Raw genomic sequence first — 26,294 nt, forward strand, 5'->3', positions numbered from 1 at the left:
TCAACTCCCGCGGCCGTCGGCCGGGGCGAACCCACGCGCGCGTGATCGAGAGGCAAACATGACCATCAGCATCAATGTTCCTGATATTCACGAACTGAAGCCCCGCATCACCGTGTTCGGCGTCGGCGGCGCCGGTGGCAACGCCGTCAACAACATGATCACGGCGGGCCTCCAGGGCGTCGACTTCGTGGTCGCCAACACCGACGCGCAGGCGCTGACGATGTCGAAGGCGCAGCGCATCGTCCAGATGGGCACGGCCGCCACGCAAGGGTTGGGCGCAGGTTCGCAGCCGGTCGTCGGCGCCGCCGCGGCCGAAGAGGTGATGGACGAACTCCGCGATCATCTCTCGGGCGCCAACATGGTGTTCGTCACCGCCGGCATGGGCGGCGGCACCGGCACCGGTGCGGCTCCCGTGATCGCCAAGATCGCGCGCGAGATGGGCATCCTCACCGTCGGCGTCGTGACCAAGCCGTTCCACTTCGAGGGCGGCCGCCGCATGCGCACCGCGGAAGCAGGCATCAACGAGCTGCACAAGGTCGTCGACACCCTGCTGATCATCCCGAACCAGAACCTGTTCCGGGTCGCCAACGAAAAGACCACCTTCGCCGACGCCTTCGCGATGGCCGACCAGGTGCTCTATTCCGGCGTTGCCTGCATCACCGACCTGATGGTCAAGGAAGGCCTGATCAATCTCGACTTCGCCGACGTCCGCGCCGTCATGCGCGAGATGGGCAAGGCGATGATGGGCACGGGCGAAGCCTCCGGCGACAAGCGCGCGCTGACCGCCGCCGAAGCCGCGATCGCCAACCCGCTGATCGACGATAGCTCGATGAAGGGCGCCAAGGGCCTCCTGATCTCCATCACCGGCGGCAAGGATCTCACCCTGTTCGAGGTCGACGAAGCTGCGACCCGCATCCGCGAGGAAGTCGACCAGGACGCCAACATCATCGTCGGCGCCACCTTCGACGAAGCCCTCGACGGCCTGATCCGCGTCTCGGTCGTCGCCACCGGCATCGAACAGGCCGCGATCGCGCGCAACAGCCAGGCCACCAGCGCTCCCGTGGCGAATCCTGCTCCGCAGGCGCAGCAGGCTCCCGCTGCTCCGGCCGCGGCTGCCGAGAGCCGTCTTGCCGATCTGACCGCACGGCTGCGCGCCGACAATCAGCGCATGGCCGAGCGCGCCCAGAAGTTCGAAGCGCAGACCCCGGCCGCCGGATCGGGCCAGTTTGCCGCCGCTCCCACGGCTCCGCGTCCGAACGTCGAGCGCGCTGCGCTTGCCGCCATCGCCGCCGCCGTTGCGGACGTCCCGCAGGCTCCCGCGCCGATGCAGACCTATGGCGACGTCACCGTGCGCCCGATCGCGCAGAAGCCCACGCTGTTTCCGGAGCCCGAGCAGGCGCCGATGGCCATGCATGAGCCGATGACGCCGGAAACCTTCATCCCGCCGCAGGCCGAGCGTGCGCCGGTCCGCACACCGCGGATGCCGCGGATCGAGGAACTTCCGATGCCCGCCCAGGCCGAGCTTCGCCAGGCCCGCGGCGAGGTCGAGGAGGAGACTCCGCAGAAGACCCGGCTGTCGCTGCTCCAGCGCCTCGCCAATGTCGGCCTCGGCCGTCGTGACGAGGAGAGCGAGGCGCCGATCGCGGCCCGCACCGCCGGTCCCGCGATGCCGCCGCTGCCCGAGCGCCGCCCCCAGAAGACCGTGGCGCAGCAAATCGCGTCCGCCGAGCCGGTGTCCGAGTATGCCCGTCGTCCCGCGCCGCAGGGCCTGGACATGCATGGCCGTCCCGCGCCTGTTGCCCCGGCGCCACAGGGAGACGACCATCTTGATATCCCGGCCTTCCTGCGGCGGCAGGCGACCTGAGGATTGTTACAATAAGGCAGACGAAAAAAGGTCCCGGCGGGAAGCTTGCCGGGACCTTTTCTTTTGCCCCGTGCATATCCGGATTGCGTGGCCAAGCAACTGATTTTAAATCGTTAATTACGTATTCGATGGTTCAGTAAAACTGCCGAAAACGGCTCCGAACTCCGGTCCAATTTGGTTAAGCCTTGGCGCGAATACGGCGGGTTTGGGGTAACAATCGGTAAAAAAGCGTGAGTTGGCGCTGTTTGAGGCAGTGACTATGGTTTGCCGTGACTTGGGGATACGGATTCGGAACGAGCGGTCTAGGCCGCTCAGTCGGGTTCAGTATAAGTCGCGATGGTCGTAGTGGGGCGGTTCCTGATGAAATTTAGCCGGCAAACAACGCTTCGTGCGCAAGCCAGTGTGGCAGGCGTCGGCGTTCATTCCGGTCTTCCCGTCACGCTTACGCTTGGACCCGCGCCTGTCGACGCGGGCTTTGTTTTTGTCCGTACCGGGCTTGAGGGAAGCGACCGCGAAGTTCAGGCCACCGCCGAGCAGGTGATCGCGACCGATTTCGCCACCGTCCTCGGCGATCGCAACGGTCCGCTGGTTTCCACCGCCGAGCATGTGCTTGCTGCGCTGCGGGGCATGGGCGTCGACAACGCCATCATCGAGATCGACGGGCCGGAAGTGCCGATCATGGACGGCAGCGCCGCAGCCTTCGTTGCGGCGATCGACCAGGCCGGCATCGTAACCCAGCCGGCACAGCGCCGCTTCATCCAGGTTTTGAAGCCGATCTCGGTCAAGATCGGCGACTCCTTCGGTGAGATCAGGCCCTATGCCGACGGGTTCCGCGCCGAGGTCGAGATCGACTTCACCAATCCTGTCATCGGCCAGCAGAGCTACGCCTTCGACCTCAACCCGGAGCGTTTCCGCCGCGAAGTCGGCCGGGCCCGGACTTTCGGTCTGATGTGCGACGTCGCGCGGCTCTGGAGCGCCGGCTATGCGCTCGGCGCCTCGTTCGACAACACCGTCGTGTTCGACGAGGAGCGGCTGCTGAACACCGAAGGCCTGCGCTACGCCGACGAATGCGCCCGCCACAAGGTGCTGGACGTGATTGGCGACCTCGCGCTGGCCGGTCTGCCACTGCTCGGCGCCTACCGCTCGGTACGTGGCGGCCACAAGCTCAACCACGCCGTCCTGACCGCGCTGCTCGCCGACCGCACCGCCTGGCGGGTGGTCGAGGGCGAGGCAGCCCGCCGCACCACGCGTCCGGTGGCCGAAACCGGTCGCGGCATCGTCGGTGGTCGGATCGCCGCGGTCTACGGGCCGGACGTTTCCTGAAGACAGACGTTTCCTGAAGCGGGCGTTCCTAAAAGAGAGACGGGTCCTGAAGAGACCCGTTGCCATGGGCGTTTGGCGGCGGCTTTCCCCGGGAAACTCCTGGTAACGATGATCGGCTAGGGTTGCGGCGCGTTCGCCTTAATCCGGGCGGAATGCCTGCCTATCCGGTTGGTTGAAGATCGTTTTTCGGTTACACCGGCGTGGCTGCATGGCAGGCACCACGGCTATATTTCGCGCCCAGGACGGGGTTCATGGGCTGGCGGACACCGCACCACAGGGCGTCAGGGCAATACTCATGTCGGCACAGCGTATGACGCGCGGATATCTTCAAGTCCCGTCTCGAGAAGTCTCGTCTCGAGCCCGTGGGCTGATTCAGGCTGTCGCCCTCTTCGTGCTCGCGCTGCCGCTGGCCGGCTGCGGCACCGGTGCGCTTTGGGACAAGTTCACCGCCAAGGACGACACCTTCGTCGAGGAGCCCGCCGACAAGATCTATAATGAGGGCCTGTACCTCATGAACGAGAAGAAGGACATGAAGGCGGCGAACAAGAAGTTCGAAGAGGTCGACCGCCAGCATCCTTATTCCGACTGGGCCCGCAAATCATTGCTGATGTCGGCCTACGCGTCGTACCAGGGCGGCGATTATGACAATTGCATCGGCGCGGCCACCCGCTACGTCACGCTGCATCCCGGCAGCCCGGATGCGGCCTATGCGCAATATCTGATTGCCGCCTCGCATTACGACCAGATTCCGGACATCAGCCGCGACCAGACCCGCACCGAGAAGGCGATCGCCTCGCTGGAAGAGGTGGTGCGCAAATATCCGACGTCCGAATATGCGACCTCGGCCAAGGCCAAGATCGAAGGTGCGCGCGACCAGCTCGCCGGCAAGGAAATGAACGTCGGCCGCTACTACGCGCAGAAGCGCGACTACACGGCGGCGATCAACCGCTACAAGGCCGTGGTGACGCAGTACCAGACCACCCGCCACGTCGAGGAGGCGCTGTACCGCCTGACCGAGGCCTATATGGCGATCGGCATCGTCGGTGAGGCCCAGACGGCCGCCGCCGTGCTCGGGCACAATTTTCCTGACAGTCGCTGGTACAAGGACGCCTATAATCTTGTAAAATCAGGCGGTCTCGAACCGAGCGAGAATCAGGGGTCCTGGATTAGCAAGACCTTCAAGAAAATGGGTCTCGGCTAGGAAATAGAATTCCATGCTGGCGCGTCTGTCGATCCGTGACATCGTCCTGATCGAACGGCTCGATATCGAATTCGCACCGGGCCTCGCGGTTTTGACCGGCGAGACCGGTGCGGGCAAATCCATCCTGCTCGATGCCTTTGCGTTGGCGCTCGGCGGCCGCGGCGATGCCGGCCTCGTGCGCCATGGCGTGGAGCAGGGGCAGGTTACTGCCGTGTTCGATATCCCCAAGAATCACCCTGCAGCGAAAATCCTCGCGGAGAACGGGCTGGAGGATACTGGCGAGATGATTCTCCGCCGGGTCCAGCTCGCCGACGGCCGCACCCGCGCCTTCATCAACGACCAGGCGATCAGCGTGCAGACGCTGAAGGCGGTCGGTGCTGCCCTGGTCGAGATCCACGGCCAGCACGACGAGCGTGCGCTGGTCGATGCCGCCACCCACCGCCGCCTGCTCGACGCCTTCGCCGGTCTCGAAAAGGATGTCTCGGCGGTCGAAGCGCTCTGGGACGCCCGCCGCACCGCCAACACCGCGCTGGAGGAGCATCGCGCCGGCATGGAGCGCGCTGCGCGCGAAGCCGATTACCTTCGTCACGCCTCCGACGAATTGAAGCAGCTCGCGCCCAAGGACGGCGAGGAGACCTCGCTGGCGTCCCGTCGGACCACGATGATGCAGGGCGAGAAGATCGCGTCCGACCTGCGCGAGGCGCAGGAGGCGGTCGGCGGCCACCATTCGCCGGTCGCCTCGCTGTCGGCCGCCGTGCGCCGGCTCGAGCGCCGCGGCGTCAACTCGCCGGCGCTGGTCGAGCCCGCGGTCAGGGCGATCGACACCGCGATCAACGCGCTGGAGGAAGCCGACCAGCATCTGCAGGCGGCGCTTGCCGCGACCGATTTCGATCCCTCGGAGCTCGAACGCATCGAGGAGCGACTGTTCGCGTTGCGCGCCGCCTCGCGCAAATATTCCACACCGGTCGACGGGCTCGCCGCGCTTGCTGCCAGATACGCCGCCGATGTCGTCCTGATCGATGCCGGCGCCTCACGGCTGAAGAAGCTGGAGCAGGCCGCGATCGAAGCCGACGCGCGCTATGCGGCGGCCGCCAAGAAGCTGTCGATGGCGCGGCAGAAGTCGGCGGAGAAGCTCAACAAGGCGGTCAATGCCGAGCTCGCGCCGCTCAAGCTCGAACGCGCCAAGTTCATGACCCAGGTGCAGACCGACGAGGCAGCGCCAGGCCCGCAAGGGTTCGATCGCGTCGAGTTCTGGGTGCAGACCAACCCGGGCACCAAGCCGGGGCCGATGATGAAGGTCGCCTCCGGCGGCGAGCTGTCGCGTTTCCTGCTGGCGCTGAAGGTCGTGCTGTCCGACCGCGGCTCGGCGCCGACTTTGGTGTTCGACGAGATCGACACCGGCGTTGGCGGCGCGGTCGCGGACGCGATCGGCGGACGGCTGGCGCGGCTCGCCGGCAAGGTTCAGGTGATGGCCGTGACCCACGCCCCGCAGGTCGCGGCCCGTGCCGACCAGCATTTGCTGATCTCCAAGGACGCACTGGACGAGGGCAAGCGTGTCGCCACCCGCGTCAATGCGCTCGCCGCCGACCACCGCCGCGAGGAGATCGCGCGGATGCTCGCCGGCGCCGAGATCACCGCCGAGGCGAGGGCTGCCGCGGACCGGCTGCTCAAGGCAGCGACGGCTTGATTTGTCGTTCCGGATGCGCGTAGCGCGAGCCGGGACCCAGAATGTCGCCCCCGATGGGCCCCGGCTCTGCAGCGCACCGCTAAAGAAGCGCTGCGCTGAGTCCGGGGCGCGAGACTTCAACCTGCCTTTACCCTCCCGTCCGCTCCGTCGTATTCAAGCACCATGGCCAGAGCAGTAAAATCCAAACCAACACCGCTTCGCGACGTCGCCGACCTCACCAAGGCGCAGGCCAAGGTCGAGCACATGCGGCTTGCGCTCGAAATCGAAGGGCATAACGAACGCTACTATCAGGAGGACGCGCCCACCGTCACGGATGCCGAGTATGACGCGCTGCGCCAGCGCTTTAACGCGATCGAGAAGCGCTTTCCGGAATTCGTCAGCGCGGACTCGCCGTCGCAGAAAGTCGGTGCTGCACCGTCAGGCCGCTTCAAGAAAGTGCGGCATTCGGTCCCCATGCTGTCGCTCGACAACGCCTTTGCGGAAGAGGATCTGCGCGACTTCGTCGGCCGCATCGTGCGCTTCCTGAAGCTCGAGGACGACAGGATCGATTTCTCCGCCGAGCCGAAGATCGACGGCCTCTCGATGTCGCTGCGCTATGAGGGTGGCGAGCTCGTCACCGCCGCGACGCGCGGCGACGGCGCTGAAGGCGAGGACGTCACCGCCAACATCCGCACGCTCGAAGACGTGCCGCAAAAGCTTAGGGGACGCAACGTCCCCGATATCTGCGAGGTGCGCGGCGAGGTCTACATGACCAAGAAGGCCTTCCTCGCGCTCAACGAGCGGCAGAAGGCGGAAGGCAGCACCATCTTCGCCAATCCGCGCAACTCGGCCGCGGGCTCGCTCCGGCAGAAGGATCCGACCATCACCGCCTCGCGCCCCCTCGGCTTCTTCGCCTATGCCTGGGGCGAGATGAGCGCGATGCCCGAGGGTACGCAGAGCGGCATGATCGGCTGGTTCGAGCGCTGCGGCTTCAAGACCAATCCACTGACCCAACTCTGTCACTCCGTCGAGGAACTGCTGGCGTTTCATCGTTCGATCGAGGAGCAGCGCGCAAAGCTCGACTACGACATCGACGGCGTCGTCTACAAGGTCGACCGCATCGACTGGCAGGAACGGCTCGGCTTCGTCTCGCGCACGCCGCGCTGGGGCATCGCCCACAAATTCCCGGCCGAACGCGCCATGACGGTGTTGCGCGACATCGAGATCCAGGTCGGCCGCACCGGCTCGTTCACGCCGGTGGGCAAGCTCGAGCCGGTCGGCGTCGGCGGCGTAATCGTGCAGAACGTCACGCTGCACAACGAGGACTACATCAAGGGCATCGGCAACAAGGGCGAGGTGCTGCGCGAGGGCCGCGACATCAGGATTGGCGACACCGTCGTGATCCAGCGCGCCGGCGACGTCATCCCGCAGGTGGTCGACGTCGTCCTCGACAAGCGGCCGAAGGCTGCCAAGGAATTCCAGTTTCCGAAGAAGTGCCCGTGCCCGCTGCACACCGATGTCACGCGCGAGGAAACGGCGGCGGGAGAGGAGGGCTCACGCGCCCGCTGCACCGGCGAGTTCGCCTGCCCCTATCAGAAAATCGAACATCTGAAGCTGTTCGTGTCGCGGCGCGCCTTCGACATCGACGGTCTTGGCGAGAAGCAGCTCCAGTATTTCTTCGACGAGGGTTTTGTGAAGGAGCCAGCGGACATCTTCACGCTGGAAAAGCGCAATTCGAAACTCAAGCTCGAGGACATCGAGGGTTACGGCGCAACGTCGGTGCGCAATTTGTTCAGCGCGATCGAGAGCCGTCGCAAGATTGCACTGGAGCGCTTTATCTACGCGCTCGGCATGCGCCATATCGGCGAGACCACGGGGCTGGCACTGGCACGCGGCTATGGCTCCTGGGACGCCTTCCACGACGCCAGCCTCAAGGTCGCCAGGGGCGACGAGGAGGCGATGGCCGAGATGGATGCGCTCGACCAGATCGGCGAGACCGTGATCAAGAGCATCGCCGATTATTTCGGCGAGAGTCACAATCGCGGCATCGTCGAGCGGCTGACCAAGGAGGTCGAGATCATCGACGCCGAGAAGCCGAAGAGCAATTCCGCCGTCGCCGGCAAGACCGTGGTGTTCACGGGCTCGCTGGAGAAGATGACGCGTGACGAGGCCAAGGCCACCGCTGAGCGGTTAGGCGCAAAAGTGTCCGGATCGGTGTCCAAGAAAACCGATCTCGTCGTCGCCGGCCCCGGCGCGGGTTCGAAGCTCGCGGAAGCCAACAAGCATGGCGTCAAGGTGCTGACCGAGGACGAGTGGCTGCAACTGATCGGGGAGTGAGCTCTCTCGGCGTCATTGGGGGGAGCGAAGCGACGCTTGTAGCCCGGATGGAGCGGAGCGAAATCCGGGGCGGTGTCGCCGCAATGCGCACTGACCCGGATTGCGCTTCGCTCCATCCGGGCTACGAATCTACGCTCGCAATGACGGGGCGACGGCGCGCCCCCTTACATCATCCCGCTCTCTTCCTCTTCCGCCTGCCCGATCAGCGTCTCGCTCACCATGATCTCGCGGCGGGGGACGACGAAGATCATCGTGCAGGCGCAGAGCAGGGAGATCGCCAGCACCGCGGCGGTAAGCGGCAGCGTGGTCGCGGAATGGCCGCCGAGATAGGCGCCGAATTGCGACATCAGCGCGCCGATGCCTTGCTGGAGGAAGCCCATCGCACCTGACGCCGTGCCGGCGGCCTCGGGACGGATGCTGATCGCGCCGGCGGCCGAGTTCGCCATTACGAAGGCATTGCCGACCATCACGATCATCTGCGTGCCGAACAGCCAGGCGGGTGCCTCGTTCCAGCCGGCGAAGCTCCAGAGCAGGTTCAACAGGCTGCCGCAAAGCTGGAGCGCGAGGCCGAACCAGATCAACTTCTCCAGCGAGTGCCTGGGCGCAAAGCGCACACAAAGCAGATTGCCGAAGAGATACGCAAAACCCGTCGTCGCGAACCACGCGCCGTATTCGGCGCTGGTCCTGCCCATCTGCGTCACCACGATATAGGGCCCGCCGCCGGCGAAGGTGAAGATGATCTGCGAGGCCAGCACCTGGCACATCACGTAGCCGACGAAGGCGCGGTTGCGGATCAGGATGCCGACGTCGCCGCGAAAGCCGCTGCCGGCGGCGCGGTCTCGGCGGGTCTCGGGCAGCGCGATCGCGATGCCGACGGCGACGATGATCGCGGCGACGGTGATGGCGTAGAAGATCGCGCGCCAGCCGAATGCGGTCTCGATCAGGCCGCCGGTGAGCGGGGAGACCATCTGCCCGATCATCAGCGCCGCGACGACGAGGCTGATCATCGAGGCGACGCGGTCGCGCTCGTAGATGTCGCGGATGATGGCGCGGCTCACCACCATGCCGGCGGCGCCGCCCAATGCCTGGAAGAAGCGCGCGGCGATCAGCTGCGGCAGCGTTTCCGCGAAGATGCAGGCGACGCTGGCGACGACCATCAGCGCCAGTCCTCCGAGCAGCACCGGGCGTCGCCCGAAACGGTCCGATAGCGGGCCCATGATGAGTTGCGACAGCGCGATGCCGACCATGTACAGCGACACCGTCATCTGCGCGACCGAGATGTCGCTGCCAAATGTCGTCGCCAGCACCGGCAGCGCCGGAACCAGCATGTAAAGCGAGATCGGCGCGATCCCGGTCATGACGACGAGCAGCAGCAACACCACGCGCGAGGTCGCGAGGTTCTTCGCCGTTTCCGGCGGTTTGCTCATCATGCCGTGCATGCGTGTCCGTCTGGTAGAAATTCGAACCGGACTGTAGCGTGCTGGCACATGACGCATATCGGCGTTTCGGAATGCGGCTATACGGATTCCGGGACGGTTACGATGGCGGTGAAATGATGATGAATTGGGCGCGGTTTGCGTGCCCCGTGACAGGTGTCATTCCCCGCGAAGGCGGGGAATCCAGTATTCCAGAGGCTGCAATTCTATACGGAGAGGCCGCGGCGTACTGGATGCCCCGCTTTCGCGGAGCATGACAGCTGTGGTGGAGAAGCAGCCTTGCGCAAATCGCGTGGTGCTATGCGTCGAGCCCGTGAACGACGCGCTTACGCCTTCAACTCCGCCGTGGCCTGGTCGAGCCAGGCCTTTGTCGTCGCGTCCAGCGCCGGCCGCACCTCGGCCCTGACGCGCGCGTGGTAGGCGTTGAGCCAGTCGAGCTCGTCCTTGCCCAGCATGGCCACATCGATCAGCCGGCGGTCGATCGGCGCCAGGGTCAGCGTCTCGAACGCGTTCATCGATTTTTCCGCGCCCTTGATGTCGGCTGCGACCACCAGTTCGAGGTTCTCGATGCGGATGCCGAAACCGTCGGTCTTGTAGTAGCCGGGCTCGTTGGACAGGATCATGCCGCGCTTCAGCGGCGTGGTGCCGAGCTTCGATATCCGCGCCGGTCCTTCGTGCACCGAGAGATAGCTGCCGACGCCGTGGCCGGTGCCATGCTCGAAATCGACGCCGGCGGCCCAGAGATATTGCCGTGCGAGTGTGTCGAGCTGCGCGCCGGTGGCGCCGTCGGGGAAGACCGCCCGCGCGATCGCGATGTGGCCGCGCAGCACACGCGTGAAGCGGTCGCGCATCTCGTCGGTCGGCTCGCCCACGGCCATGGTGCGGGTGACGTCGGTGGTGCCGTCTTCATATTGTGCACCTGAATCGATCAGCAGCAGATCGCCGGGCACGATCCGCCGGTTGCTCTTGCGGGTGACGCGGTAGTGCACGATGGCGCCATTCGGGCCGGTGCCCGATATGGTCGGGAACGACACGTCCTTGAGCGCGCCGGTGTCGCGGCGGAACGTCTCCAGTGCCTCGACCGCGTCGATCTCGGTGAGCTTGCCGCTTGCCGCCTCGCGGTCGATGAAGGCGAGGAAGCGTGCCAGCGCCACGGCGTCGCGCCGGTGCGCCGTTTGCGTGCCCTTGATCTCGGTCGTGTTCTTGACCGCCTTGAGCAGCGCGATCGGATCGCTGCCGCGCACCGGCTTGCCGCCGGCACCCGTGATCAGCCGGCTGAGGGCATCGGCCGCGGTCGCATTGTCGAGCGCAATCGATCCACCACTCTTGGCGAGCGCCATCAGCGTCGGCGCCATCGCATCGGGCTCGCGCACGTCGGCGGACTGCTCGAGATGGTCCCGCGTCAAATTGGAGAGCTTGCGGTGATCGATGAAGACTGTGGGACGGCCGTCCTTCGGCACCAGCGCATAGGACAGCGGCAGCGGCGTATGCGCGACGTCGGCGCCGCGGATGTTGAACGTCCAGGCCACGGCATGGCTGTCGGACAGCACCAAGGCATCGACGCCGAGCTTGCCGATCTCGCTCCTGATCTGCGTCAGCTTCTCGGCTTCAGTCACGCCGGCATGTTGCATCCCGTGCACCGTGACCGGCGCAATCGGCGGCTGTGGCCGGTCCTGCCAGATCGCGTCGACCGGATTGCTGTCGACCGCGACCAACTCGGCACCGGCCTTGGTGCAGGCGGCCAAACGCTCGGCTGCCGAAAAAGTGTGCAACCACGGATCAAATCCGAGGCGATCACCGGCCTTCAGGTGTGCCGATATCCAGCTTTCCGGCGGGGGATCGATCAGAGATTCCACGGCCCAGGCCCTTGAATCGACCTGCTTGGCCGCCTGGATCGTGTAGCGTCCATCGACGAACAATGCTGCCTCGTGCGTCAGCACCACCGCCAGTCCCGCCGAGCCGGTAAAACCGGTCAGCCAGGCCAGGCGCTCTTCCGACGGCGGCACATACTCATTCTGTTGTTGATCGGCGCGTGGAATCACGAAACCGGTCAGCTTGCGGCGGGCGAGTTCTTCACGGAGCGCGGCCAGCCGAGCCGTCAATGCGACGCCGGCCTCGGGCTCCTCGAATGTCTGGAAGTGCGCTTCGAACATGGTGGATCACTTTAGGATCATGCGGATCAGTCCGCAATGTAGACGCATTTGAGGTCGCATCTGGCATGGACTGTGCTTGAACAAGTTCCATTCGAATTGAGTGGAGTACAGGATGCGGCAGTTGCGCTTCGTCCGGATAACAGGGAAATTCGAGCAAGTTGTTCATCTCAACGACGAGGGGACACTCGATGCCAGCGTTCACGTTTGAGAAGATTACGCCGCCGGTGCGCCGCGCTCCGGCTGCGGCGACAACACCGAAGAAGCCGCGCGGCCTCATCAGCCAGATGATCGACCGTTTCGCCGAACGCCGAGCGAGGCGCGCCTCGCAGGCCGAGCGCGCGATGCGCCGGGACGAGAAGGCCGCGAAGTAGCGGCATCTACGGCACCACTCCTACTCACCCATCTTCCGCAGCAACAGGCTGCTCCACCCCTCGATCCGCAAGTGCTTCAGAGGCACGAGGCCGCGCGCGCGGTAGGCGGCGATCACGGCGGGGACCTGAGGTGTCAGCAGGCCGGAGAGGATGACGCGCCCGCCAGGTGCGAGGTGCCGCGTCAACGGGCCCGCCAATTGCCGCAGCGGATTGGCAAGGATGTTGGCCAGCACCAGGTCGAACGGGCCGCATCTGCCGAAATCAGCCGCAGCGAAGCCGGTGGCGCGGATCACTCGCACATGGTGACCGACCTCGTTCAACAACGCGTTCTCGGCTGCGACCTTGACCGAGGCCGGGTCGATGTCGGAGGCCAGCACCGCGCGATGCAGCGCCTTCGCCGCCGCTATCCCGAGCACGCCGGTCCCGGTGCCGAGGTCGAGCACGCGGCCGGGCCGGGTGCTTTTCAGGACATGGTCAAGCAGGAGTAAACAGCCGCGTGTGGTGCCGTGATGGCCGGTGCCGAAGGCGAGAGCGGCCTCGATCTCGATGGCGAGCTTGTTTGGCGGCACGCGGTGGCGGTCATGGCTGCCGTGGACGACGAAGCGCCCGGCCGGCACCGGGACGAGATCTTCCAGGCTTGATCTGACCCAGTCCCTGGCTTCGACGGTGTCGAAGGCCAGCGTGTCCGCGATCTCATTTCCTGCTGAGGTTGCAACGAGTTCGCGAAGCCACGCCCGGTCCGGCGCGTTCGCGAAATGCAGCGCGACGTCCCACTGTCCGTTAGGCTGCTCGAAGGCGGCGACCGCCGCATCGTCCTCGAAGAACATTTCGGTGAGGACGTCGACAATGCGCCTGGCGGCGATCTCGCTGCCGATCGAAAAACTGGCGCGATGGGTGGAGGGCTGCATTCTCAGGGTTCCGTCCGGTTCAATTTTTGGAACTTTTGTTCCCAATTTTTCGCATAACTTGCATTCATGAGATTAACCCGACCGCAGGTTGTAGGACGTAAATTTGCGGATGTTGGGCAAACCACACAGCTCGAAATTGAATAGGAGGCGAGACTTGAAGCGCATGATTTTGAAGTTCTGGACCGACGATTCAGGTGCAACCGCAATCGAATACGGCCTGATCGCAGCAGGAATCGCGCTGGCGATCATCACCGTGGTGAACGGCCTGGGCACCACGATGAACGAGAAGTTCACCTCGATTAGCACCTCCTTGAAGTAATTTCCGCTCCCATTTCCCGGCGGGCCATTTCTGCATAGGACTGCTTTCGACCAGCGCCCGTCGGGGGAATTGCCCCCTGGCGGGCGGAGTCGTTTTTGGGGATTGGTTTTCACAGAATGCCCACAGGCTATCCGCTGGTTTTTCCGGGCTTTGTCGATGGATTATTCCGCCGCTCATCCCCAGCTTTTCCCGCGACTTGTACCAGGCAGGGACGAGCGTAACCCACAGATCTTCCACAGCTCTGCCAACAACCTGTCCACAGCTTATCCACGGCTTCCAAACAGCGACCTGTGATCTCTCAGGATCGCCTGCGCGGCGTTGTGGCCGGGGGCGCCGGTGACGCCGCCGCCGGGGTGGGCGCCGGAGCCGCAGTGATAGAGGCCCCTCACGGGTCCGCGATAATCGGCGTGGCCCAGCATCGGCCGCGCCGAGAACAGCTGGTTCAGCGTCAGCGCGCCGTGGAAGATGTCGCCGCCGAGCAGGCCGAACTGCCGTTCGAGATCGAGCGGTGACAGGATCTGGCGGCCGAGCACGCTTGCCGCAAAACCCGGCGCGTATTTGTCCACCGTCGCGATCATGAGGTCGGCGACCTCGTCGCGGTGGTCGTCCCACGACTTTCCATCGGGAAGCTCCGGCGCGACATGCTGGCAGAACAGGCTCGCGACATGTTGTCCTGCGGGCGCGAGCGTATCGTCGAGCGTCGAGGGGATCAGCATTTCCACGACGGGCTCTCGGCTCCAGCCATGCGCCCGGGCATCGAGGAAGGCGCGATCCATGTAGCCGAGATCAGGGGCCAGGATGATGCCGGAGGTGAGATGATCGCCGTCGCCCGGCAGCGCCGTGAAGGAGGGCAGGCGGTCCAGCGCCACATTCATGCGAAAGGTGCCGGAGCCGTTCTTCCAGTGCCGGATGCGGTCGAGGAAGTTTTGGGGAAGGGCATCGGCGGCGACCAGCCGCGTATAGAGCAGCTTCGGATTGACGTTGGCCGCGACATATTTCGCGCGGATGGTCGTGCCGTTCTCCAGCGCCACCCCGACCGCGCGGTCGCGCTCGACGATGACCTCGCGCACGCCCGCATCGGTGTCGATCACAACGCCGCGGTCGCGTGCGGCGCGCGCCATGGCCTGCGTGATCGCGCCCATGCCGCCGATGGCGTGACCCCAGACGCCCTTCTTGCCGTTCACCTCGCCGAAGGCGTGATGCAGCATCACATAGGCAGAGCCTGCGGCGTAGGGGCTGGCATAATTGCCGACGATGGCATCGAAGCCGAACAGCGCCTTGACCAGATCATGCTCGAAACGTTCATCCAGCATCTCGCCGGCCGAGCGGGTGAAGAGATCGAGCAGGCTGCGGTTCTGCTCCAGCGACAGCCCACGAAGGATGTTGGCGCTCTGGAACGCGTTCACGGCTTCGCGGATCGAGGCCGTGCCGAAACCGTCGAGCAGGTTTGGCGGCGCGCGCAGCACGAACTGCCGGAGCACGTCGGCGATCTCTTCGAGCTCGCGCGAAAACCCGTCGAGCGCGTTTGCATCATGCGCGCTCAGCCGTGCGACGGACGCCTGCGTCCGCCCCTCGCCGGTGAGGAGATAGCTGCCGTCGAGCGCAGGCAGAAAATTCTGCGCGCGCCGTTCGACGATCCGCAGGCCCTGCTCGGCCAGCTTGAGGTCGCGGATCACCTGCGGATTGAGCAGGCTCACGGTGTAGGCCGCGACCGAATTGCGGAAGCCGGGATGAAACTCCTCTGTGACCGCGGCCCCGCCGACCACCTTGCGGCGCTCGACCACGCGCACGCGCAAGCCGGCCATCGCGAGATAGGCCGCGCAGGTGAGGCCGTTATGGCCAGCGCCGATGATGACGACGTCGGTTTCGATCATGCGTCCCTGGTGGTGTCATTCCGGCGTGCGCGAAGCGCGAACTGTGGTGCGGGCTCCGCACCGGAGAATCTCGAGGTTCCGGGTTCGATGCTCCGGGCCGCGCTTCGCGGTCCCGTCGCATCGCCCCGGAACGACCGTCTTATATCAAGCATTCCCCGCTGCAACATCACGAGACCCTTTATTGCTCGTTCAGGCGCCTTGTGCTCCATTGCGCGCGCCCGGCGCCCGCCGGGATTATGCCGGAGCTTCCATGGATTCGATCGTCGTGCAACCCGCCGCCACGGAGCAGCCGTCCTCGTCGCGCAACCGGCTGCTGCTGACGGTCTACACCGCTGCGATCTTCGTCAGCGCGCTGTTGCTGTTCTCGGTGCAGCCGCTGTTCACGAAGATGGTCCTGCCGCGGCTCGGCGGCTCGCCGGCGGTGTGGTCGGTGGCGATGGTGTTCTTCCAGTCGCTGCTGCTGGCGGGCTACGCCTATGCGCATGTGTTGATGCAGGTGAGGAACCGCATCGTTCCGGTGGTGGTGCATCTGCTGCTGCTGATCGCGGCCTTCGCCACGCTGCCGCTCGGCATCGCCTCGGCCTATGGCGAGCCGCCCGGCTCGGGCTACGCGGTCTGGCTGCTCGGCCTGTTCGTGATCTCGATCGGGCTGCCGTTCTTCGCGCTCGCCGCCAACAATCCGTTGCTGCAGGCCTGGTTCGTCCGCACCGGGCATCCGGCCGGACATGATCCCTATTTCCTCTATGCGTCCTCCAACATCGGCAGCTTTCTCGCCCTGCTGTCCTATCCGTTCCTGCTGGAGCCGATGTTCACGCTGCACACGCAGAACCGGCTCTGGACCGGCGGTTACGGCATTCTGATCCTCCTGATCGCGGCATGTGGCGTGCTGCTGTTGCGCTCGCCGAAGCTGGCCATGGTCGATGCGCGCACCGAGGATATCAACGCGCCGGCGGCCGGTTTCATGACGCGGCTGCGCTGGATATTCCTCGCCGGGGTGCCGTCCGGCCTGCTCATCGCCGTCACCGCGCACATCTCGACCGACGTCGCGGCGGCGCCGCTGCTGTGGGTGCTGCCGCTGTCGCTGTACCTCTTGACCTGGGTGGTGGTGTTCCAGTCGCGGCCGCTGCTGCCGCACAAATGGATGCTGATGCTCCAGCCGGTCGCGATTGCGGGCGTCGTCTTCCTGCTGGCGTTCGGCGGCGAACAGAACCTGCTGCTGACGCTCGGCGGCCATCAATTGTGCTTCTTTGTCATCGCGATGGCCTGCCACGGCGAATTGGCGCGGACCCGGCCGGCTGCCAAATATCTCACCGGCTTTTATGTCGCGCTGTCCTTCGGCGGCATGGTCGGCGGCCTGTTCGCAGGGCTCGTCGCGCCGTTCACATTCTCCTGGATCGCCGAATATCCGATCCTGGTTGCGCTTGCCGCGCTGTGCCGGCCGCCCGCGAACGAGCGACTGGCGGGCATCGTCAAATGGTACTGGCTGGCGCTTGCCGCACTGGCCATCGTGCTCGTTGCGCCGTCCACCACGACGGGCGGGCTATCGACCTGGTTCGAGGATCACCGGGTCTGGGCGGCTGGCGGCGTCGGCGTTCTCGCCGCGCTGCTGGCGCTCGCGGTCAATGCCGACCGCTGGAAGATATTCGCCACCGTCGTGCTCGCGCTGGCGTTGATCCGGGTTTATCCGGCGGACGAAGGCCGCGTCACCACGGTGCGCAGCTTCTTCGGCGTGCACAAGATCGTGGTGACGCCCGGCGGCTATTTCCACGTGCTGATGCACGGCACCACGATCCACGGCGCCGAGCGTTTCCTCAACAATGACGGCACGCCCGTCACCGGCCGGCCCGAGCCGATCACCTACTATCACAGGGATGGCGGCATCGGTCAGGCCGTCACCGCGATCCGCGAGCGCAAGGGCGCGCCGCTGAAGGTTGCCGCAATCGGCGTCGGATCGGGCACGCTCGCCTGCGCTGCCGAGCCCGGCGAAAGCTGGACCTTCTTCGAGATCGACCAGTCGATGGTCGACGCGGCAAGCGATCCGAAGAATTTCCGCTACATTTCGAGCTGCATGCCGGGCCTGAAGCCGGTGATCGGCGATGCCCGCCTCACCTTCGCGAAGGAGCCGGACGGCGCCTATGATCTCATCATCGTCGACGCCTATTCGTCGGATGCGATCCCGATCCATCTTGCCACCGAAGAGGCGATGAAGATCTACAAGGACAAGCTCGCTCCGCACGGTGCCGTGGTGATGCACGTCTCCAACCGCCACCTCGATCTCGAGACTGTCGTGGTCGGCATCGCCGATGCCAACGATCTCAAGAGCTGGGTCTACAACGAGGATTCGGGGCGCGATGGCGACTACATCTTCTCGACCGACGTCGTCATCTCCGCCCGCGAGGATGCCGACGTCGGCAGGCTCGCATCGTCGAAATCATGGGAGCAGACCGAAGCCGACGACAGGGTGCGGGTCTGGACCGACGATTACTCCAACATTTTGGGCGCGCTGTACCGGCGCTTGCGGGACGGGGAGTAGGCTTCGCGCCACTCATGGTCTCGTGCCCCCGACGCTGCGCAGCACGAAGTGATGCGCAGCAGAGCCGGGGCCCATCGCAACTTCTGGGTCCCCGGCTCTGCGGAGCAGCGTTGCACGCTGCACCGCGTCCGGGACACGAGCCCTGGTCTTAAGGCTCCACCGCTGTCCCCGCCGGCAACGCAATTCCCTTCTCCCCCGCGACCTGTCGCAGCAAATCGGGCCTGTCGGAGATGATGCCGTCGACGCCGATCTCGATCATGCGCGCCATGTCTTCGGGTTTGTTGACCGTCCAGACCACGACACGCAGCCCGAGCGCATGGGCCTCGGCGATCAGTGCCGCGGTCACATCGCCGAAATAGGGCGACCAGACCGCGCCGCCCGCAGCCTTGATGGTTCGGGGAAGCGACCCGCCATGGTCGGCCGGGCTGAATCCCGCCGTCCAATTGGTCGCCTTGTCCAGCGCCACCGTCTGGCCCGAGCCGCGCTGGAGCGTCAGGTACACCGTCGGCATCTTCGGTGCCCGCTGCTGGACCAGCAGCAGGGTTCGCCAGTCGAACGACTGGATCATGACGCGGTCGGAGAATTTTGCGGCTTCGACCACGCCGAGCAGCCTGGTAACGAAAGCTTGCGGATCGAGCGTCTCGTTCGGATGGTTGGGATCGATCTTGGTCTCGATGTTGAAGCGCACGCGCGTGTTGCCGGATTTGCGCACCAGCGCGAACAGCTCGCTCAGGGTCGGAATGCGGGTCCCGGGCATGGCGCGCTGGTCGGGGAATTGTTTCGCGTAAGGGCTGTCTGGCCGGATCTCGCCGACGTCATAGGTCCTGACGTCGGCGAGCCGCAGTTTCACGAACGGCGTGCCGGGAGGCGCGATGTAGGCGCCGCTCGCATCCCGCGCGAGATCAGGATTGAGCCCGCGCTCATGCGAGACGACGACTTCGCCGTCGGCGGTGATGCCGACGTCGAGCTCCAGCGTGTCCACGCCCATCGACAGCGCGTTGGCGAAGGCCGGAAGCGTGTTTTCCGGCAGCAGTGCCCGCCCGCCGCGATGGGCCTCGATGTCGAAGGCCGAATCAGATCCCGAATCGAATCCCATGGCCGGTCCCGCAATGAGAAGTGACAGTACGGTCAAGATCGTCGCAGCACGTGACGGCATGGCGGCTCGAGGGGCAAGCGGAAAGGGTGATATTTCAACGCATTTGGGCGTGTCCGGCCCATAGTATAGGCTTCCGTGGCTGTTGAAACCTTGGGCGGTGGCTTGGGTTGCGGCCGCCGCGGGGGTATGTACTCATAGTCGGCGCCCTGGAAATCCGCCCGTGCAGCAGCAACGCGATCATCGAATTATCCGCAGCCGGCATTTTCGCCGGATGCAGCGGCGGCATTTCATCATCTTCGACGTTTTGCCCTTTCTCGGCACGCTGCTGGCATTGGCCGTTCTGCTCTACCGCCCAATAGGCGCGATGGAGCTTGGCCTGTTCGTTGGCTTCTGGCTGGTCACCGGCCTCGGCCTTACCGTCGGTTATCACCGGCTCTTCACCCACCGCGCCTTCGCGACCTCCACGGCGATGAGTGCGATCCTGGTCGTGATGGGATCGATGGCCGGCCGCGGTCCCATGCTGTCCTGGGCGGCAATGCACCGCCGGCACCACGAATTGTCCGATCACGACGGCGATCTGCATTCGCCGCGGCTGCACGGCGAGGGCCCATTCGGCCGCCTGCGCGGCTTCCTGCACGCGCATTTGACCTGGATGATCGAGCACGATTATCCCAACGTTGCGCACTATGTCCCGGATCTGATGGCGGATCGCAGGCTGGTTGCCGTCAACAGCTACTATTACACTTGGGTCGGTCTCGGCCTGGTGCTGCCGGCCGCGATCGGCGGCCTCGCCACCATGAGCCTGTGGGGCGCACTGACCGGCTTGCTGTGGGGCGGCGTGGTGCGCATGTTCGTGGTCGAGCAGACCATGTCGGCCATCAACTCCGTGATGCATAGCTTTGGCGCGCAGCCCTTCGTCACCCGCGACGACAACAGCCGCAATCTCGGCGTGATGGCCTGGCTTGCCTGGGGCGAGGGCTGGCACAACAACCACCACGCCTTTCCCTATTCCGCGGCGTTCGGCCTGCGCTGGTTCGAGTTCGATCCCGGCTACATCTTCATCCGGGCTCTGGAAGCGCTCGGACTGGCCTGGGACGTCAAGGTGCCGAGCGAGGAGAAGATTGCGCGACGCATGCTGCGGCAGCCGGGCGACGCCGCGCCCGACCTCGAAACGGGCTGAGCATCATCCGCCGGCTCACGCCGGCGATGGCGCGGCTTTGAACCGATGCTGTTCAACGACTATCCCTTTCTCCTGGTCTTCCTGCCCGCGGCGCTGCTGATCTATCGCCTGGCCGATCCTCATCCGCAGTGGCGCATCGGCGTGCAGGTCGCGCTGTCGCTCGCCTTCTATGCCTGGGGCAGCCCGTCCTTCATCCTGCTCCTGATCGGCTCGATCGCGATCAACTGGCTCGCCTCGGTCGCTTATGGGCGCGTGAAATGGCCGGCGGTGCTGACGCTGGTGATCATGCTCGATCTTGCGGTGCTGGCGCTGTTCAAATACGCCAACTTCCTTCTTGCCGATCTGGGTCTCGTGCTGGGTACGACATTGCCGGTGCTCGACATCGGACTGCCGCTCGGCATCTCCTTCTTCATCTTCCACCACATCATGTATCTGGTCGACCTCAAGCGCGGCAGGGCGCCGCTCTATGCGCTCGACCGCTACGCGCTCTACATCGCCTTCTTCCCGCAGGCGATCGCCGGCCCCCTGGCGCGCTGGTCGGAGGTGATGCATCAGTTCGGCAGGCAGGTCTACGTTCCGGGCTGGCAGCGCCAGTTCTGCGTCGCGACCTGCTTCATCGCGATCGGCCTGTTCGAAAAAATCGTGATCGCCGACGGCCTCGCCCATCTGCTCGATCCCATCTACGCGCAGGCAGCGAATGGCCCGCTCGCGAGCGGTGATGCCTGGCTCGCCTTCTGCTTCTCTTTCCAGATCCTGTTCGATTTCTCCGGCTATTCCGACATCGCAATCGGGCTCGGTCTCCTGTTCGGCGTGCAGCTGCCGTACAATTTCAACGCGCCGCTCCGCTCGACCAATATCCAGGATTTCTGGCAGCGCTGGCACATCACATTGATGCTGTTCCTGCGCGACTACGTGTTCTATCCGCTGATCAATCTCCGCCTGCTGCCGCGGCACTGGCTCCCGATCCAGTTCTTCGGCGCGATGATGGTCACGATGGCGCTGTGCGGCCTGTGGCACGGCGCGAGCTGGACCTTCGTGCTGTGGGGCGTGCTGCACGGGCTTGCGCTGGTCGCCTGCACACTGTGGCGTCGCTATGGCCCGACGTTCCCGTCATGGCTCGGCTGGGCGCTCACCGTGTTGTTCGTGCTCGCGACCGGCGTCATCTTCCGCGCGGGCTCCGTGGAGGCGGCATGGCATGTCTTCTGCGGGTTGGTTTCGCCGCTGCCGCTCGAGCGCGGAAAGCATTTGTGGCCGCTGCTTGTCGCGCCGCTGTTCGCCTTCCTGTTGCCGGCGAGCCAGGACATCGTGGCGGTACTCACGCGCCGTCCCGATCCGTGGCTCGCGGGCCTGCTCGGTCTTGGGCTGTTCGCACTGCTGCTTCACATGGGTGGTCGGGATCTCCATGACTTCGTCTACTTCAAGTTCTGAGACCGATCCCGGCTGGGGCCGGAGCTTGCTCGCGTGCCTGGGCACGCTGATCGGGGCTGCGCTGCTGGTGCTCGCACTCATGGTGGCGGTCGATCCCTATGACAGCGGCAAGCTCGGTCTGTTCGGTATCGACGGCGTCGACAATCGTCTGACCCAGATCACGGCCGCGAGCCGCGCCAGGAATCCGGATTTTAATGCCGCGATCCTGGGTAATTCGACGGCGCAGATGATCGAGCCGATGGAATTGTCGCGCGCAACCGGCCTGCGCTTCGTGCAGCTCTACATGACCGGTGCGTTTCCCCGCCAGGAACTCGCGGTGCTGGACTTCTTCCTCCGGAATCACGAGCACGTCGGCGCACTGGTGATCGTAGCCGACCCCGGCTGGTGCGCGCATGCACGGCCCAAGGAGGAGGGCGGCGTCCCATTTCCCGACTGGCTCTATGACAGAAGCGTCGTCACCTACGCTGCACGTCTGATCTCATGGCAGGCAATCGAGCAGGCTTTTCAACGGATCAGTATCGGGCTCGGCTGGCGACCACGGATGAACCCCGACGGCTTTGTCAGTTACGAGGACATCTGGCCCCCGGGTCAATTCAAGGAAGTCGGCTGGCCCAGGGATCCGGCGCCGTCCTCGTCCGCCGAGATGCGGGCGACATTTCCCGAGATCGCTGCGCTGGCAGATAGCGTCAGGACATTGCCGGCCGATGTGCCCGTCGTCATCATCGTGCCCCCGACCTTCGCAACCACGGTGCCGAAGCCCGGCAAGGAAGCAGCGTTGGAGCGCAGCGCCTGCGACGCAGCATTGAAAAAAGTGGTCGCGGGCCGCCCGCGCAGCAATTTCATCAGCTATCGCGTTGACAACGATCTCACGCGCGACCGCGCCAATTTTGCCGACTTCATCCACTATCGCCCCATCCTCGCGCGCAAGATCGAGCAGGGGATCGCTGCGAGCCTGCGCGATGGAGAGAGCGCGAAGATCGATTTCTGAATCGTCTCAGCCGAGCTGCTCGAAACCGCCATCGAGCCAGAGTTTGCGCGCCAGCTTGCGCTGGATCTTGCCGCTGGTGGTCTTCGGCAGGGTGCCGGGCCGGATCAGCGCGATGTGGCGCGCGGAGAGTTCGTGGTTGTCGGTGACGGCCTCGCGAATCCGGCCCTTGATCGCTTCGGTGTCGATCGAGTGGCGCGCGGTGCGCTCGATTTCCTGGACGATGACGAGCGCCTCCTCGCCGGTCTCGTCCGGCACCGAGAACGCCGCGCCGCAGTTTTCGCGCAAAGCTTGGTCGAGGGACTGCACCGTGCGCTCGACGTCCTGCGGATAATGGTTGATGCCGCGGATAATGATGAGATCCTTGATCCGTCCCGTGACGAACAATTCGCCTGTGACGTCGATGAAGCCGAGGTCGCCGGTGCGCAGCCACGCACCGTCTTCGCCGGCAAGCTGCGCATTGAGCCCCTCGCGCGTCGCCTCGTCGTTGCGCCAATAGGCGCGTGCGACATTGGCCCCGTTCACCCATATCTCGCCGACGCGGTCCGCGGGCAGGCGCGTCCGATTGTCCGCGTCCACGATCGCGATCCGTTCGCCGGTGAGCGCGCGCCCGCAGCCGACGGCGATTTGCGTATCTTCGGCGCTGGAAGGCGCCTCCGCCGCATGCGCCTGAAGCGCCGTGCGGCTCAGGGTGCGTGTGACATGACCGCCGCCGCGGCGTCCGCCGGAAATCAGGAGCGTCGCTTCCGCCATTCCGTAGGCGGGATACATCCCGCGCGGGTCGAAGCCGTGCGGCGCAAATGTCTGGGCGAACCGTTCGATGGTTTCCGCATGCACCGGCTCTGCGCCGTTCAGCGCGATCCTGAGCGAGGACAGATCGATGCCTTCCATCTGGTCGGCGCGATAGCGGCTGACGCAGAGGTCGAAGCCGAAATTCGGGCTGCACGCCACTTCCGCGCGATAGTGCGAGATCGCGCGGAGCCAGCCGAGCGGCCGCTGCATGAACGCGTTCGGCGCCATCAACACGCAGGTCGCCCCGACATAGAGCGCCTGCAGTGCGTTTAGGATCAGCCCCATGTCGTGATAGAGCGGCACCCAATTCACGTAAGTCGATTGCCGGGTGTTGCCGAGCCCGAGCCGGATCATCTCGAGATTGGCAAGCAGATTGGCGTGGCTCACCATCACGCCCTTGGGCGCGGACGTCGAGCCGGAGGTGTATTGCAGGAAGGCGATGTCGTCCCGCGCCGGCTCGGGCAGTTCGATCGTCTCGCCGTCGGCCGCGGCGAGATCGACCTCGATCCATCGAATGTTCTCCTGCGCGAAGCGTGCCCGCATATCCCCACGGAGCGCTACGGCCGAATTGGTGAGTGCCAGCGTCGGCGTGCAATTGGCGAGTATCGTGGCGCTGGCGTCGCGCGCGCTGTTTCGCCGCGGCATCATCATCGGCACGGCGATGATGCCGGCCATCAGACAGCCGAAGAACGCCACCATGAACTCGATGCCGGGCGGAAACACCAGGATGGCGCGGTCGCCGGGACGCGCGGCCGCGGTCAGTCGCGACGCGAGCGCGGATGCGGAGTGATGCAGTTGGCGGAAGGTGAGGACAGTTTCCTCCGCCCCGCGATCAGAGACGAAGACATAGGCGCGGTCGTCGGCCTGCTCCGCCGCACGCCGGGCCAGCAGTGCCACGAGCGAGCGGAAGGTTTCCATGGGTTGCGCCGGCTTCAGCCGCCCTCAGGCGGCGGGGCGGATTGCGCGCTTGTCGGTGAGAAATCGCGACAGCGCCTCAACGGTCGGATGGTCGTAGAAGTCGTCGGTCGATAGTTCGAGGTCGAGCTTCTCCTCGAGTTCCATCATCAGGTAGACCAGCATCGCCGAATCGAGCCCGAGGCGGCTGAACTTCGTGCCGATGTCGACGCGGTCCTTCGAAATGCGCAGGATATTTGCCAGGGCGGTAACGCAGAAATCCGAAATCTGCTCGCGTGTCATGTCATGCCCCAGAAACAATGGGAACGACAATACGGGCGCCCCCCTGGTTGTCAATTTGGTCGGAACGCCGCTGCGTTGAAGGTTGTGGACTGTTGCTTCCTTGCGTCGGCCGGTGCCCAATCCGTGTACCGGCTGGCGCTATTTCCTGCGCTCCACTGCGGCAAGCGCCCGTCGCCGCAGCGGCTTTCTGATTCGCTGGCGCGGCAACGCCGCGTCCAGATAGGGTCAGTTCTGGTAGTAATAGCCACGCGGCTGGTAAACCTGCCGGGGCTGCGGCTGATAGTAGGTGCCGTTGCCCTGATTGTAATATTGCTGCGGCTGCTGCTGATAGACCTGCGCGTCATAGATCGGGCGGCCCCCGCGCGGGGCGGGGTAGCGCGCGCCGGTGTCGCTGCCGTCGGCCGGATAGATGTAGTTGTCATCCTGCGGCATGTAGCGGCGGGCAGGCGCGGCCTGAGGCGCCAGGTTCACGGGATCGCCTGATGTGGCGTATTGCTCTTCGACGGGCTGCGGCGCGCGGGCCACGGCCGTGGGGTTGCGGCCACGCGGATTGCGCGCCAGCGCCACCTGCGCCGAGCCGGTCAGCGTCACCGTGGTGTTGAGCACGCCCTGCTGCTGCACCAGCGCGTAGAGCGTCGTGGCATTCTGGCGCGACAGCCGCACGCAGCCATGCGAGGCGGGCGTGCCGAGCCGGCCGACCGAGTCGGTGCCATGGATGGCGTGCCCGACCTTGGTAAAGAAGATCGCGTGCGGCATCGGCGCGTCGTCGAATTCCTTGGAGTAGTGATCCTCTTCCATGCGGAAGGTGCGGAACGCGCCGTTCGGCGTCTCCCGCGAGGGGATGCCTGTCGACACCGGCCAGTGGTAGCGCGCGACGCCGTCGACGGCGACGGTCATCTGCTGATTGTCCTTGTCGACGGTGATCTCGACCTTGGCCTGCGCGGTGCCCGCGCTCAAAAGCATCAGGGAGGTGAAAGCAATAAAAAACGAACGCATCTGACTTCTGGCCTCCGGCCTGTTCACACTAGGCGCCGCGGCTCTCCGTCCCCCGGCGTGCACTATGCCTGCAATCCGGCTTTCGTTCCAGCGGCCTGCCAGCCCATCGTTAACGGGACGCCCGGCGTAAGCAAGGCCGCTTTGTGCCGCAAAGCCAGCGGCGGTGCTGACATTTTCGCGAGCGGGAGATGCGTTCACAACGCCGACAATTGGTCACATTGGCGCAACCATTTGGCTGCATCGGCGTTGCGATTGACCTGCCTTGGCTGGCGACCTTCGCCGCTGGTTTTACCTTTGGGAATGAAGATGAACAGAGTTTGTGTCGCCGCCGCTTCACGGCCGGCTGGTCTCCCTTTCCGCTTGCTCTTCGCTGGCGCCGCCGTTCTGGCCGCGCTGTCCTGCATCCCACAGCCTGGCCATGCCCAAGGCATCGTTCGGGGCGCCCAGGAAGGTTCATATGAAGGCAACCGGATCGCCGGCCCCGTGGGCGGCGTGGTGGGTGGCGCGGTCGGCGCCGGTGTCGGCGGTGCCGTCGGCGCTGTCGAGGGGGTGTTCGGCATTCCCCATCGCGGCCACCGTCGCTGCCGCGGCTATTACGACGGATACAACCGCTTCCACTGTTATCGGTGATGTCG

At 65.1% G+C, this 26,294-nt stretch carries 20 protein-coding genes; 12 read left to right on the plus strand and 8 right to left on the minus strand.

Features of this window, described 5'->3' with window-relative positions; all coding sequences use genetic code 11:
- Nucleotides 1-58 precede the first annotated feature (58 nt).
- The 5 genes from ftsZ to ligA all read left to right on the plus strand — a co-directional run bounded on the left by ftsZ (nt 59) and on the right by ligA (nt 8,391).
- Entirely contained in the window at nt 59-1,864 is a 1,806-nt protein-coding gene (ftsZ, locus tag AC0L27_RS11500) for a cell division protein FtsZ (protein WP_354205320.1), read from the plus strand.
- 360 nt (nt 1,865-2,224) lie between these two features.
- Nucleotides 2,225-3,187 carry a UDP-3-O-acyl-N-acetylglucosamine deacetylase gene (gene lpxC, locus AC0L27_RS11505; RefSeq protein ID WP_275173869.1) on the plus strand — a complete coding sequence of 321 codons (963 nt, stop codon included), beginning with the start codon at nt 2,225-2,227 and terminating at the stop codon, nt 3,185-3,187.
- Between the two features lie 295 nt (nt 3,188-3,482).
- On the plus strand, nt 3,483-4,388 hold the full coding sequence (locus tag AC0L27_RS11510) for an outer membrane protein assembly factor BamD (protein ID WP_354205324.1): 906 nt from the start codon (nt 3,483-3,485) through the stop codon (nt 4,386-4,388).
- Between the two features lie 13 nt (nt 4,389-4,401).
- Nucleotides 4,402-6,075, plus strand: coding sequence for a DNA repair protein RecN (gene recN / locus AC0L27_RS11515; RefSeq protein WP_473319005.1), 1,674 nt, complete (start codon nt 4,402-4,404; stop codon nt 6,073-6,075).
- Nucleotides 6,076-6,237: 162 nt separating this feature from the next.
- Nucleotides 6,238-8,391 (plus strand): NAD-dependent DNA ligase LigA, encoded by a 2,154-nt coding sequence (gene ligA / locus AC0L27_RS11520; RefSeq protein ID WP_473319006.1) that lies wholly within the window; start codon nt 6,238-6,240, stop codon nt 8,389-8,391.
- A gap of 164 nt (nt 8,392-8,555) precedes the next feature.
- On the opposite strand, the gene AC0L27_RS11525 is transcribed toward ligA, so the two are convergent.
- Complete coding sequence (locus tag AC0L27_RS11525) at nt 8,556-9,830, minus strand: multidrug effflux MFS transporter (protein WP_473319007.1); 1,275 nt, start codon at nt 9,828-9,830, stop codon at nt 8,556-8,558.
- 323 nt (nt 9,831-10,153) lie between these two features.
- Nucleotides 10,154-11,980, minus strand: a complete 1,827-nt coding sequence (locus tag AC0L27_RS11530; protein WP_473319008.1) for an aminopeptidase P family protein — start codon at nt 11,978-11,980, stop codon at nt 10,154-10,156.
- Nucleotides 11,981-12,168: 188 nt separating this feature from the next.
- Between AC0L27_RS11530 and AC0L27_RS11535 the strand changes: the two genes are divergently transcribed.
- Complete coding sequence (locus AC0L27_RS11535; RefSeq protein WP_354060534.1) at nt 12,169-12,351, plus strand: hypothetical protein; 183 nt, start codon at nt 12,169-12,171, stop codon at nt 12,349-12,351.
- A 20-nt stretch (nt 12,352-12,371) separates the two neighbouring features.
- Here AC0L27_RS11535 and AC0L27_RS11540 read toward each other — a convergent pair whose 3' ends face one another.
- Complete coding sequence (locus AC0L27_RS11540; RefSeq protein WP_473319009.1) at nt 12,372-13,259, minus strand: 50S ribosomal protein L11 methyltransferase; 888 nt, start codon at nt 13,257-13,259, stop codon at nt 12,372-12,374.
- 163 nt (nt 13,260-13,422) lie between these two features.
- Between AC0L27_RS11540 and AC0L27_RS11545 the strand changes: the two genes are divergently transcribed.
- Entirely contained in the window at nt 13,423-13,578 is a 156-nt protein-coding gene (locus AC0L27_RS11545; RefSeq protein WP_456769831.1) for a Flp family type IVb pilin, read from the plus strand.
- Nucleotides 13,579-13,841: 263 nt separating this feature from the next.
- On the opposite strand, the gene AC0L27_RS11550 is transcribed toward AC0L27_RS11545, so the two are convergent.
- Nucleotides 13,842-15,452 (minus strand): phytoene desaturase family protein, encoded by a 1,611-nt coding sequence (locus AC0L27_RS11550; protein ID WP_473319010.1) that lies wholly within the window; start codon nt 15,450-15,452, stop codon nt 13,842-13,844.
- Between the two features lie 250 nt (nt 15,453-15,702).
- On the opposite strand from AC0L27_RS11550, the gene AC0L27_RS11555 reads away from it, so the two are divergent.
- A complete protein-coding gene (locus AC0L27_RS11555; protein WP_473319012.1) occupies nt 15,703-17,985 on the plus strand; it encodes a fused MFS/spermidine synthase in 2,283 nt (760 codons plus the stop codon).
- 148 nt (nt 17,986-18,133) lie between these two features.
- On the opposite strand, the gene AC0L27_RS11560 is transcribed toward AC0L27_RS11555, so the two are convergent.
- Nucleotides 18,134-19,141 (minus strand): glycerophosphodiester phosphodiesterase, encoded by a 1,008-nt coding sequence (locus AC0L27_RS11560; RefSeq protein ID WP_473302198.1) that lies wholly within the window; start codon nt 19,139-19,141, stop codon nt 18,134-18,136.
- A gap of 160 nt (nt 19,142-19,301) precedes the next feature.
- Between AC0L27_RS11560 and AC0L27_RS11565 the strand changes: the two genes are divergently transcribed.
- From AC0L27_RS11565 to AC0L27_RS11575, 3 genes are read left to right on the plus strand one after another with little or no spacing between them, the layout of a single operon-like run.
- The gene (locus AC0L27_RS11565) at nt 19,302-20,261 is read left to right on the plus strand and encodes an acyl-CoA desaturase (protein ID WP_473319013.1); all 960 of its coding nucleotides are present in this window, start codon (nt 19,302-19,304) and stop codon (nt 20,259-20,261) included.
- Between the two features lie 45 nt (nt 20,262-20,306).
- Nucleotides 20,307-21,689 carry an MBOAT family O-acyltransferase gene (locus AC0L27_RS11570; RefSeq protein WP_473319016.1) on the plus strand — a complete coding sequence of 461 codons (1,383 nt, stop codon included), beginning with the start codon at nt 20,307-20,309 and terminating at the stop codon, nt 21,687-21,689.
- Between the two features lie 25 nt (nt 21,690-21,714).
- Complete coding sequence (locus AC0L27_RS11575; protein ID WP_473319018.1) at nt 21,715-22,677, plus strand: hypothetical protein; 963 nt, start codon at nt 21,715-21,717, stop codon at nt 22,675-22,677.
- 6 nt (nt 22,678-22,683) lie between these two features.
- Here AC0L27_RS11575 and AC0L27_RS11580 read toward each other — a convergent pair whose 3' ends face one another.
- From AC0L27_RS11580 to AC0L27_RS11590, 3 genes are all read right to left on the minus strand, one after another.
- Nucleotides 22,684-24,384, minus strand: coding sequence for a fatty acyl-AMP ligase (locus tag AC0L27_RS11580; protein WP_473319019.1), 1,701 nt, complete (start codon nt 24,382-24,384; stop codon nt 22,684-22,686).
- A gap of 24 nt (nt 24,385-24,408) precedes the next feature.
- A complete protein-coding gene (locus AC0L27_RS11585; protein ID WP_106945368.1) occupies nt 24,409-24,663 on the minus strand; it encodes an acyl carrier protein in 255 nt (84 codons plus the stop codon).
- A gap of 225 nt (nt 24,664-24,888) precedes the next feature.
- The gene (locus AC0L27_RS11590; RefSeq protein ID WP_473319021.1) at nt 24,889-25,659 is read right to left on the minus strand and encodes a L,D-transpeptidase; all 771 of its coding nucleotides are present in this window, start codon (nt 25,657-25,659) and stop codon (nt 24,889-24,891) included.
- Nucleotides 25,660-25,965: 306 nt separating this feature from the next.
- Here AC0L27_RS11590 and AC0L27_RS11595 point away from each other — a divergent pair, with 306 nt between their 5' ends.
- Entirely contained in the window at nt 25,966-26,289 is a 324-nt protein-coding gene (locus AC0L27_RS11595) for a hypothetical protein (protein WP_275173846.1), read from the plus strand.
- Nucleotides 26,290-26,294 lie beyond the last annotated feature (5 nt).

Source organism: Bradyrhizobium sp. Ken51 (assembly GCF_055807435.1).

Excerpts from the sequence above, each read along its gene's own strand:
- ftsZ (WP_354205320.1), top strand. The coding sequence starts at position 59 with ATGACCATCAGCATCAATGTTCCTGATATTCACGAACTGAAGCCCCGC.
- lpxC (WP_275173869.1), top strand. The coding sequence starts at position 2,225 with ATGAAATTTAGCCGGCAAACAACGCTTCGTGCGCAAGCCAGTGTGGCA.
- AC0L27_RS11510 (WP_354205324.1), top strand. The coding sequence starts at position 3,483 with ATGTCGGCACAGCGTATGACGCGCGGATATCTTCAAGTCCCGTCTCGA.
- recN (WP_473319005.1), top strand. The coding sequence starts at position 4,402 with ATGCTGGCGCGTCTGTCGATCCGTGACATCGTCCTGATCGAACGGCTC.
- ligA (WP_473319006.1), top strand. The coding sequence starts at position 6,238 with ATGGCCAGAGCAGTAAAATCCAAACCAACACCGCTTCGCGACGTCGCC.
- AC0L27_RS11525 (WP_473319007.1), bottom strand. The coding sequence starts at position 9,830 with ATGCACGGCATGATGAGCAAACCGCCGGAAACGGCGAAGAACCTCGCG.
- AC0L27_RS11530 (WP_473319008.1), bottom strand. The coding sequence starts at position 11,980 with ATGTTCGAAGCGCACTTCCAGACATTCGAGGAGCCCGAGGCCGGCGTC.
- AC0L27_RS11535 (WP_354060534.1), top strand. The coding sequence starts at position 12,169 with ATGCCAGCGTTCACGTTTGAGAAGATTACGCCGCCGGTGCGCCGCGCT.
- AC0L27_RS11540 (WP_473319009.1), bottom strand. The coding sequence starts at position 13,259 with ATGCAGCCCTCCACCCATCGCGCCAGTTTTTCGATCGGCAGCGAGATC.
- AC0L27_RS11545 (WP_456769831.1), top strand. The coding sequence starts at position 13,423 with ATGATTTTGAAGTTCTGGACCGACGATTCAGGTGCAACCGCAATCGAA.
- AC0L27_RS11550 (WP_473319010.1), bottom strand. The coding sequence starts at position 15,452 with ATGATCGAAACCGACGTCGTCATCATCGGCGCTGGCCATAACGGCCTC.
- AC0L27_RS11555 (WP_473319012.1), top strand. The coding sequence starts at position 15,703 with ATGGATTCGATCGTCGTGCAACCCGCCGCCACGGAGCAGCCGTCCTCG.
- AC0L27_RS11560 (WP_473302198.1), bottom strand. The coding sequence starts at position 19,141 with ATGCCGTCACGTGCTGCGACGATCTTGACCGTACTGTCACTTCTCATT.
- AC0L27_RS11570 (WP_473319016.1), top strand. The coding sequence starts at position 20,307 with ATGCTGTTCAACGACTATCCCTTTCTCCTGGTCTTCCTGCCCGCGGCG.
- AC0L27_RS11580 (WP_473319019.1), bottom strand. The coding sequence starts at position 24,384 with ATGGAAACCTTCCGCTCGCTCGTGGCACTGCTGGCCCGGCGTGCGGCG.
- AC0L27_RS11585 (WP_106945368.1), bottom strand. The coding sequence starts at position 24,663 with ATGACACGCGAGCAGATTTCGGATTTCTGCGTTACCGCCCTGGCAAAT.
- AC0L27_RS11590 (WP_473319021.1), bottom strand. The coding sequence starts at position 25,659 with ATGCGTTCGTTTTTTATTGCTTTCACCTCCCTGATGCTTTTGAGCGCG.
- AC0L27_RS11595 (WP_275173846.1), top strand. The coding sequence starts at position 25,966 with ATGAACAGAGTTTGTGTCGCCGCCGCTTCACGGCCGGCTGGTCTCCCT.